The 804-nt window shown below is 65.4% G+C and carries 1 protein-coding gene and 1 pseudogene; both read right to left on the bottom strand.

The window, feature by feature from the left end; all coding sequences use genetic code 11:
• Positions 1–343, bottom strand: a 343-nt coding sequence (locus EN884_RS37530; RefSeq protein WP_245492072.1) for a helix-turn-helix domain-containing protein, incomplete at its 3' end; no start/stop codon positions are given.
• 141 nt (positions 344–484) lie between these two features.
• Positions 485–804 (bottom strand): annotated as a pseudogene (locus tag EN884_RS37535) (sugar isomerase); the annotation flags it as partial.

Here is an 804-nt window from a genome sequence, read left to right on the forward strand (position 1 = left end):
GTCGGCGTCGCCGGCTATCGCTTCCGGGATGGGTTCTTCCGCCGTCGCCTATTCGATGGATGCGCAGAAGCTGGCGTCGGCGGAAGAACCCATCCCGGAAGCGATAGCCGGCACCTGGACCGATGCCGTAGATCGTCGCCGTGCGGCCAATGGCGCCGCGCTCAATCCCACGCGAGGCGACGAGGCCGAGCGCGCTCAGCTCCGACACCGCCGCCGACATGGTAGGCTTCGACAGGTCGAGCATGGCGCCGAGCTTTGGCCGCGTCACCGGCCCGTGCGAGGCAAGCAGGCGCAGCACCGCCCGGGCGCTGTCGGTCAGATTGGGGATTTCCGCAGCCGCCATCTCAGCCGTTCGACCTTTGCCTGAAATCCTGTCTCCGGTCGGCGAAAGCGCATTCGCTGCCCCGACTCGAAAGCCATATCCTGTCCTCAATGCCTCATTGCTGACCGGTTTGGCAATTTCCGCGATGTCCGGACAAGGACGTCAGACTTCGGTCGGCGACCACGGCTTCAGCTTGGTATCGGTCTGGCGGTAGCGGAACACGATATCGGTGAGGCCGGCCGCGTCCTGCATGTCGCCGACAATGAGCTGGATGGCGATGATCTCCAGTATGGCATCAGCGATGGCGTTGCCGAGCGCGGGAATCGAGATCACCACCAGCCTGTCGGCTGGAGCGACATCGCTGCGCCGCGTCACCAGCACCGAGGAGCAGCCCAGCGCCGCAAGATCCTGCGCGATCTTCACCTCGCGACCGTCGCCGATGGCGATCAGTCCGGTCGCCGCATCCTGCGATTCCATCGGCC

The organism is Mesorhizobium sp. M7A.F.Ca.AU.001.01.1.1 (assembly GCF_004022735.1).
In the GTDB taxonomy this organism is placed as follows: domain Bacteria; phylum Pseudomonadota; class Alphaproteobacteria; order Rhizobiales; family Rhizobiaceae; genus Mesorhizobium; species Mesorhizobium ciceri.